Source organism: Enterobacter sp. 01-M-03-SI-ECC (genome assembly GCF_047530215.1).
Lineage (GTDB): Bacteria > Pseudomonadota > Gammaproteobacteria > Enterobacterales > Enterobacteriaceae > Enterobacter > Enterobacter chengduensis.
Window position 1 is genome coordinate 1 of record NZ_JBLKDA010000067.1, and the last position, 6,019, is coordinate 6,019.

General features: G+C 57.6%; 9 protein-coding genes and 1 pseudogene. All 10 read right to left on the bottom strand.

Annotated features, from left to right (window positions below; all coding sequences use genetic code 11):
- Positions 1-826: 826 nt before the first annotated feature.
- Complete coding sequence (locus ACMWKK_RS25700; RefSeq protein WP_274205380.1) at positions 827-946, bottom strand: type I toxin-antitoxin system Hok family toxin; 120 nt, start codon at positions 944-946, stop codon at positions 827-829.
- Positions 894-1,043 (bottom strand): annotated as a pseudogene (locus tag ACMWKK_RS25705) (DUF5431 family protein); the annotation flags it as partial. The gene ACMWKK_RS25700 and the pseudogene ACMWKK_RS25705, both read right to left, overlap by 53 nt.
- A 167-nt stretch (positions 1,044-1,210) precedes the next feature.
- Positions 1,211-1,585, bottom strand: a complete 375-nt coding sequence (locus tag ACMWKK_RS25710; RefSeq protein WP_045261362.1) for a hypothetical protein — start codon at positions 1,583-1,585, stop codon at positions 1,211-1,213.
- A 56-nt stretch (positions 1,586-1,641) separates the two neighbouring features.
- Entirely contained in the window at positions 1,642-1,968 is a 327-nt protein-coding gene (locus tag ACMWKK_RS25715; protein ID WP_045261357.1) for a hypothetical protein, read from the bottom strand.
- A complete protein-coding gene (locus ACMWKK_RS25720; RefSeq protein ID WP_029404097.1) occupies positions 1,965-2,693 on the bottom strand; it encodes a plasmid SOS inhibition protein A in 729 nt (242 codons plus the stop codon). Before ACMWKK_RS25720 ends, ACMWKK_RS25715 begins: the two co-directional genes overlap by 4 nt.
- Complete coding sequence (gene psiB / locus ACMWKK_RS25725) at positions 2,690-3,124, bottom strand: conjugation system SOS inhibitor PsiB (protein WP_045261358.1); 435 nt, start codon at positions 3,122-3,124, stop codon at positions 2,690-2,692. Before psiB ends, ACMWKK_RS25720 begins: the two co-directional genes overlap by 4 nt.
- 37 nt (positions 3,125-3,161) lie before the next feature.
- Positions 3,162-3,701: a hypothetical protein gene (locus ACMWKK_RS25730; RefSeq protein ID WP_406542960.1), complete on the bottom strand. Its 540-nt coding sequence runs from the start codon at positions 3,699-3,701 to the stop codon at positions 3,162-3,164.
- Positions 3,655-5,184, bottom strand: a complete 1,530-nt coding sequence (locus tag ACMWKK_RS25735; RefSeq protein WP_406542961.1) for a ParB/RepB/Spo0J family partition protein — start codon at positions 5,182-5,184, stop codon at positions 3,655-3,657. The genes ACMWKK_RS25730 and ACMWKK_RS25735 overlap by 47 nt, the downstream gene beginning before the upstream one ends.
- A 67-nt stretch (positions 5,185-5,251) precedes the next feature.
- A complete protein-coding gene (locus ACMWKK_RS25740; RefSeq protein WP_045261360.1) occupies positions 5,252-5,617 on the bottom strand; it encodes a hypothetical protein in 366 nt (121 codons plus the stop codon).
- 43 nt (positions 5,618-5,660) lie between these two features.
- The coding region (locus ACMWKK_RS25745; protein WP_406542962.1) for a hypothetical protein at positions 5,661-6,019 on the bottom strand (359 nt) is incomplete at its 5' end.

Here is a 6,019-nt window from a genome sequence, read left to right on the forward strand (position 1 = left end):
GCGGCAAAGGGCAAAGGAGCAACGGCAGGGCGGCAGGAGAAGGGCGGAGACGAAAGTTTTTGCGGCACGCAAAAAGTTTTGGCGGAGTGCATTTCACCCTTCGGATGACGAACTGACGGTGCTACGACAAGCCCTCCGCGTGAGGACGCACGGGGGATGGCCTCACCGGGGGAACAGGATGCACACACCCGACACGTCGGAACGGCGTGTCGCCATTAAAGCGACGGCATCAGCCGGCGCGGTGAAGGCGTTCCGGACGGCACGGCCGGAGAAGCCGCAGCCTTTGACCTTCGCCATCAGACCCTAGCGTCAGCCCGAAACCCGAAGGGGTTCGGCGGAGCCCGGCGGGTGCGCAGCAGCCGCCCTGGCGGAGTGGGGCTCGACGACCGGACAGCAGTGCTGGCCGGGAGCCGAAGGGGGCCATCGCCCTGCCCTGTTTTCGGGTTATGGCCACGGAGCTGCAGCGGAGAAAGATAACCAGCAGGACGACGGATATGACGCCCGGGATGAAGAACACAGGGAAAACCAGGCTGAAGCCAGGTACAGGCAGGTAACTCATGGCGCTCTGACTTCAGCAAAATCAGGCAGGAAGGGCAGGCGTTTTGACAAGACGGAGGGAGCCGAGGGGCAGCGCCGGAGGCGCGTCCCCCTTCCCCCGTTCCCCGCAGGGGAACAGACCTTCCGGGTTGTTCATGCATGCGACTGCACCCTTCGGGATGGAAAAAGGGGCTACCGGTAAACCGGCAACCCCTTCATAAAGGCGCTTCAGGCATGTCGTGGCAACTCAGCTCCTGAAAAGGCGGGGTTTCCCCCGCCTTCAGGTAGCTTACTTACCGGATTCGTAGGCCAGAACGGCAGCGACCTCCCGCTCTCCGTCCTTCAACCGGATTTCGCAGAGCGATTTTCGGGTGAGGAATGTGAATATTAAGAGTGTTAAACACACGATTAATACGCACCAGATAACAGTACTTCGCGGCAGTTTCATAGCTGACTTCTCCTTGCCTTTCGGCAGGTAAGCGGCCATACTGTTGTTGATCAGACATGCAGTGGGCCTCGGGTTAATTGAAAAATTACTCGGGGCTTTCTGCTTTCTGCCACACAACACGGTAACAAACCACCTTCACGTCATGAGGCAAAAAGCCTCAAGCGCCACGTCGATTATACCGGGCAGGTGCTATTTCTTACCAGGTATATCCACGCTTTATGCTGCTTATCGCCTGAAATATCTCAGGTATCCCCATCCCGCGATCACTACGCCCGTGACCAGCGCAAGATTAGGCAGAATCACGTCCCCCGCACTTACAAATACGGAATCAGAATTACCTTGCCCCCAGAATGCCAGCTTGTACCCGACGCCCCAGACAAAGAAGATAATCCCGGCACTCAGAACGCCGTATTTCATTACGCCGAGCAGGACTTTATCGAACCAGCCTGGCGTATCACGCCATGTGATGACCATCGCTAACATACTGCAAATGAACAGACCAGCATAATAACCTGTCGTGCCTTCCCATTCTGGGGCAGCATGCCTGACGATTAAAAAGAACAGCGTATACAATAATATAACGATTAAAAAGTACCTCATATTCCCGCTTTCCTTGTATTTGGCCATCTGAGCCGTCAGACAGCATTGTATCTGATTCATCGGGTGGACTTGCCATTGAAATATGTCGGACGTGCAGCCAGCTCACGCTCGATTAACTCATCGGCAAACAAAGGGGCAACACGATTGATCCGTGCCTGCATGTTGCGCCTTCTCACCGCTGCTTTTCGTTCATCGCTCCAGCGCTGGAGCTGTTTCTGACCGAGAAAATCCACGCATACAGCGTAACCTGAGCCAGCAACCCAGCGTGCCATCACCTCCTCAGGTGCCGCCTGCCCTGCCTCCACGACAACTGAAACCAGCTCCAGTGGACCTGGGCAGGGCTTGTGCGGCAACTTCCAGCGCAGGGAATAGCGCCACTTCATACACCGCTCCGGTCAGCCAGCTTATTTGGCACCTGCCAGCGTTCAGCGACACGAACATGCTCAGGTGTTTCCCGGACAATAAACGGGATTTCATACATCACTGTATACAGTGGCTCGCCGCTGATGCGAAGCCAGTCAAGTTCCTTCAGCGACGCGAACCGCGACTGCCAGCGCCAGAACGGTCCGGCAAGCTCTGCCGCGTCAAACTCGTCGCTCCACCGGGTGTACCAGGTGCAGACGGTTTCCGGTGACTGAAAATTCAGGTCGATTTTTGCCTGCTCCAGCAGGTTCTGGCGCAGTTTCCAGCGCTGTTCGTACTCACGAGACTGGCGGCGCAGCTGGCGCGTGGTCTTAATGCCGGACCTGTGCAGCCGTCGACCCGTGCGGGTGTGCATGACTTCAGGAAACAGTTCGGCCTGTACGTCAATCGTGAGCGGCAGCGGGCAGGCTTCGCCACTGGTGGCGATCATCGTGTTAAGTGCCTCCTCGACCTGTTTCAGGTTTGAATGACGGTTATTTGGCACCCAGTGCAGGCCGGGTATTTTATTGGCCACCGTGGCGTTGAGACGTCCGCTACCCGTGAGAAGGCGCAGAAAGGTACGGACATACGGCATGGCGGGCAGCCGTGCGCCGCGTTCGCGGGCAGACTCAACATGGCTGATAGCCTGTATTGCAGCCTGACGGGCGGGCTTCAGGGAAACGAGCGCGTGTGAGGACGGGATCATGCTGTCACCTCCACATTCATCAACTTCACCACGGTGCTGGCAGTGCAGTTAAAGCGGCGCATACCTGCCAGCTGCGCGACCATCTGGTTTATCCGATCAGGCTGGAGCGTGTCGCTCTGGTAAAGGGTACGCACCACGTCACCGCCGGAGGACAGCAGCACCAGAAGCCAGTACGGCGAGACTTCGCCGGGGCTGCACACGCACAGATGCCAGTCATCACTGCCGTCCGCGCTGAAGCGGCACTGGACGGGGAAGAAGCCGCCGAACTCGCTGCGGAACTCGGCGCAGACGCGCCATCCTTCAGGTGTCGACAGGAGGCCGGTCACGGCATCGCTGAGGGCGCGGCGCGCGTCCTCGCCCTGATGACGGATAAACTCCAGGTCGGATGCGGTCAGGGTGTTGATTCGGTTCAGGTCATATTGCATGGTCATGTCTGTTCCCGCCGCCCGAAGGCGGCGGCCTCCGGTATTAAGCAGCGTGGTCAGTGGTATCTGCGTCGGTTTCGGTGGCTTCTTCAGCCCCAGCGGCTGGCGCTGTGCGCACCATCCAGTCAGGCAGCCAGCCCTGAGCATTCAGATCCTGTTCGGCGGCCTTTGCCGCATCGCGGCGCTTGAGCTTCACAATCTCTCCGGCGCGGGTACTCAGTCCGGCTTCTTCATAGGCTTTGCCAATCTGGGAGATCGTGAGCTTACCGAAGTAGCTCTCAGCATCCGGCTGCCACCATTTGCGCAGGTCAAAGTCCAGCGCCGCTTCCAGCCCGTCCAGTTCGCTTTTCTGCGTATGGTTGTACATACGCTCCTGAATACCGTTGATACCGTGTGCCGCACAGAATCCCAGCAGGGTGTTTATCTGCTCTGCTGACCATGACAGCAGCCAGGTGAAATCGAGATGCCAGTTTTCTGGCAGCGTTGCCTGAAGCGCTTTTTTCTGTGCATTGAGCGCCGTCAGCGCCTTCCCTTCGTCACCGGATGGAGCCAGTGATGCAAGGTGATACTGATTCGAGGACACGGAGGCTTTCAGCGGTTGGCTGCGCTTGGCTGCGCTTGCCGTGGGTGCGTTCAAAGAGCGCAAGACACAGCGTCCACGTCAGGAGCGCCACCGATACGTCAGGACGACCCGCCAGTTCGGCCTGAACGGCGAGAGTACGTTCGGCTGACATGGCCTTAACCAGCGTTGCCGGATAGGCGTCTGCGGGAATGTCAGGCGTGGTGTATCTGATCACGTTCTTTTCACGTTCCTGACGCGCCTGTTCTTCAGCTGCCCGGTCTTCGTCGGTCAGCTTGCGGATACCTGGCTGAACCCGAAAATTGTTACCATCCCATGACACCCAGATACCGTGGGCGGCGCGAAATTCCGGCGTGGCTTCGCGGTACTCCGCCTCGCAGTAAATGTCATCGATCTGCTGCTGAAGCTCGTATTCGTCATCGCAGGTTTCAGTGGCGTCCCTTTGTTCTTCCAGCTCGCTGACGCGCTTCTGTTCTTCTTCCGTCAGGACAGCTTTCGGCATGGCAAAACGGTAAAGTTCACCGTCCTCACCGCTGAAGCTGAGTTCCGTCATACGATACTCAGCCCAGCCCCAGCCCTGCTCCTGCTTAACGCGGGCGGCGAGCACGGTGAGCTTGCCAGCCAGCAGAGATTTCACCAGCGCCGCATCGGCAAAGGTGCTGTCCTTGTCGCTGAACAGGTCGGCGGTCAGCGTACCGCCAGCGGCGGTATAGGCTTCCTCGCCCACATACTCAAACATCGGGTGACTGATGGCCATCTTGTCGTCGGTCACCATTTTGCGCAGGGTCTGTACGGCAGGATCGCGCCACTTTTCAACAGCCTCTTTCCAGACCTGCTCCTGACGCTCATGGGTATCAGCAAGTGTCAGGACTTCACACTGTTCAAGAGAGATTTCATCCCGCGCCAGCGCATCCAGCAGGGAGGGGGCAAGATTCGCCAGCTTCAGGCAGCGCTGAACGTGGCGCGGGTGATAACCCATCAGTGCGCCGATCTGAGAAGCCGTTTTACCTTCCTGCTGAAGGGTACGAAAACCGATAATCTGCTCGGCGGGATGCATGTTTTTACGTCGACCATTCTCGATCATCGAGGCCGCCACCGCCATCTCCACGGGCAGGACTTTCACCGGAACAAACGGTGTGTCTGCATCGAGCACACCGCGCATAACCAGAATGCCTGTGCCTCTGCGGCGACCTTCCCCGCCGACAATGCCGATCGTACCGTCCGGCAGTTCTGCACCGATCAGGTTCTGGAGGATGCCCATTGCCTGAATGCTGTCTGCCATCTCTTCCACTTCCCGATCGGTATGCGGAATGATGCGCGTGTTTAAGCCAGTGTGTGACAGGCGGGAGTACGGGAAGATTTGTACGGGCGTATCAGCGAGCAGCTGGACGAGCTTCTGCTCGGTAGACTGCGCGATTTTTTCCGCAGATTTTGTCTGACGGGTGGTCTTGGCTGTCTTTTTTGCCGTAGTATTGGTGGCGACCATGATTTTTACCTCTCAGTGATAGTTGTGGTTAGCCGTGGCCGGAGGGCTATCCGGTCACGGCACTCGATTAATCAGTGATGCGTTTCGGATGTGCTGCCAGTGCAGCAAAGGACGGATAGCCATCAAGAACCTGCATCATGACTTTTGCCCCTTCCAGCATCGCTTTATCCGTTACGCTGCCGCTGTTTTCACATACGTTGATCGTTGCCACGATCCCCGATTTCACATCTGAAAAACGCTCATACATGCGGTTGCTGTACAGGACGCGTTTCCCTCCTGCCATCACCTGCCAGTTGTTGCAGTCGTTAAAACGTGTGTCCACGTTGTCAAACTCGACCACGTGGGTGTCGCTGGCCTGAATGCGCAGCAGCTTCACGATTTCGGTGCTCTGCCCGACCTTACGGGTCGCCGGACGGGTGTTAAGGTTCTGCATGTTTCCTCCTTCTCTGGGTTAAGGCCGGACATCCGGCCTACGGTTAAAGCTGCACGTATTGCAGGTTGCGTTTCAGTTCCAAAAGAAAATCCGGTTCAAACGACCAGGCGTGCCAGTTAAGCGTTCCGTTGGTGCGGATCTCCACCTGAACGTCGCCGTACCGGGACACATCGGACAGAGTGACGGTGACCCCCGCTTTCAGCGAAGTGGCCTGAGCCACCCACTCCCGTGCGACAGAAACAGGGTTTTGTTCTTCCCCCATCTTCCTGGAAGATTCTTGAGCGGCAAAGGGCAAAGGAGCAACGGCAGGGCGGCAGGAGAAGGGCGGAGACGAAAGTTTTTGCGGCACGCAAAAAGTTTTGGCGGAGTGCATTTCACCCTTCGGATGACGAACTGACGGTG

Bases quoted from the DNA above. Each gene is read 5' to 3' on its own strand.
- ACMWKK_RS25710 (WP_045261362.1), bottom strand. From the start codon at position 1,585: ATGAGGTACTTTTTAATCGTTATATTATTGTATACGCTGTTCTTTTTA.
- ACMWKK_RS25715 (WP_045261357.1), bottom strand. From the start codon at position 1,968: ATGAAGTGGCGCTATTCCCTGCGCTGGAAGTTGCCGCACAAGCCCTGC.
- ACMWKK_RS25720 (WP_029404097.1), bottom strand. From the start codon at position 2,693: ATGATCCCGTCCTCACACGCGCTCGTTTCCCTGAAGCCCGCCCGTCAG.
- psiB (WP_045261358.1), bottom strand. From the start codon at position 3,124: ATGACCATGCAATATGACCTGAACCGAATCAACACCCTGACCGCATCC.
- ACMWKK_RS25735 (WP_406542961.1), bottom strand. From the start codon at position 5,184: ATGGTCGCCACCAATACTACGGCAAAAAAGACAGCCAAGACCACCCGT.
- ACMWKK_RS25740 (WP_045261360.1), bottom strand. From the start codon at position 5,617: ATGCAGAACCTTAACACCCGTCCGGCGACCCGTAAGGTCGGGCAGAGC.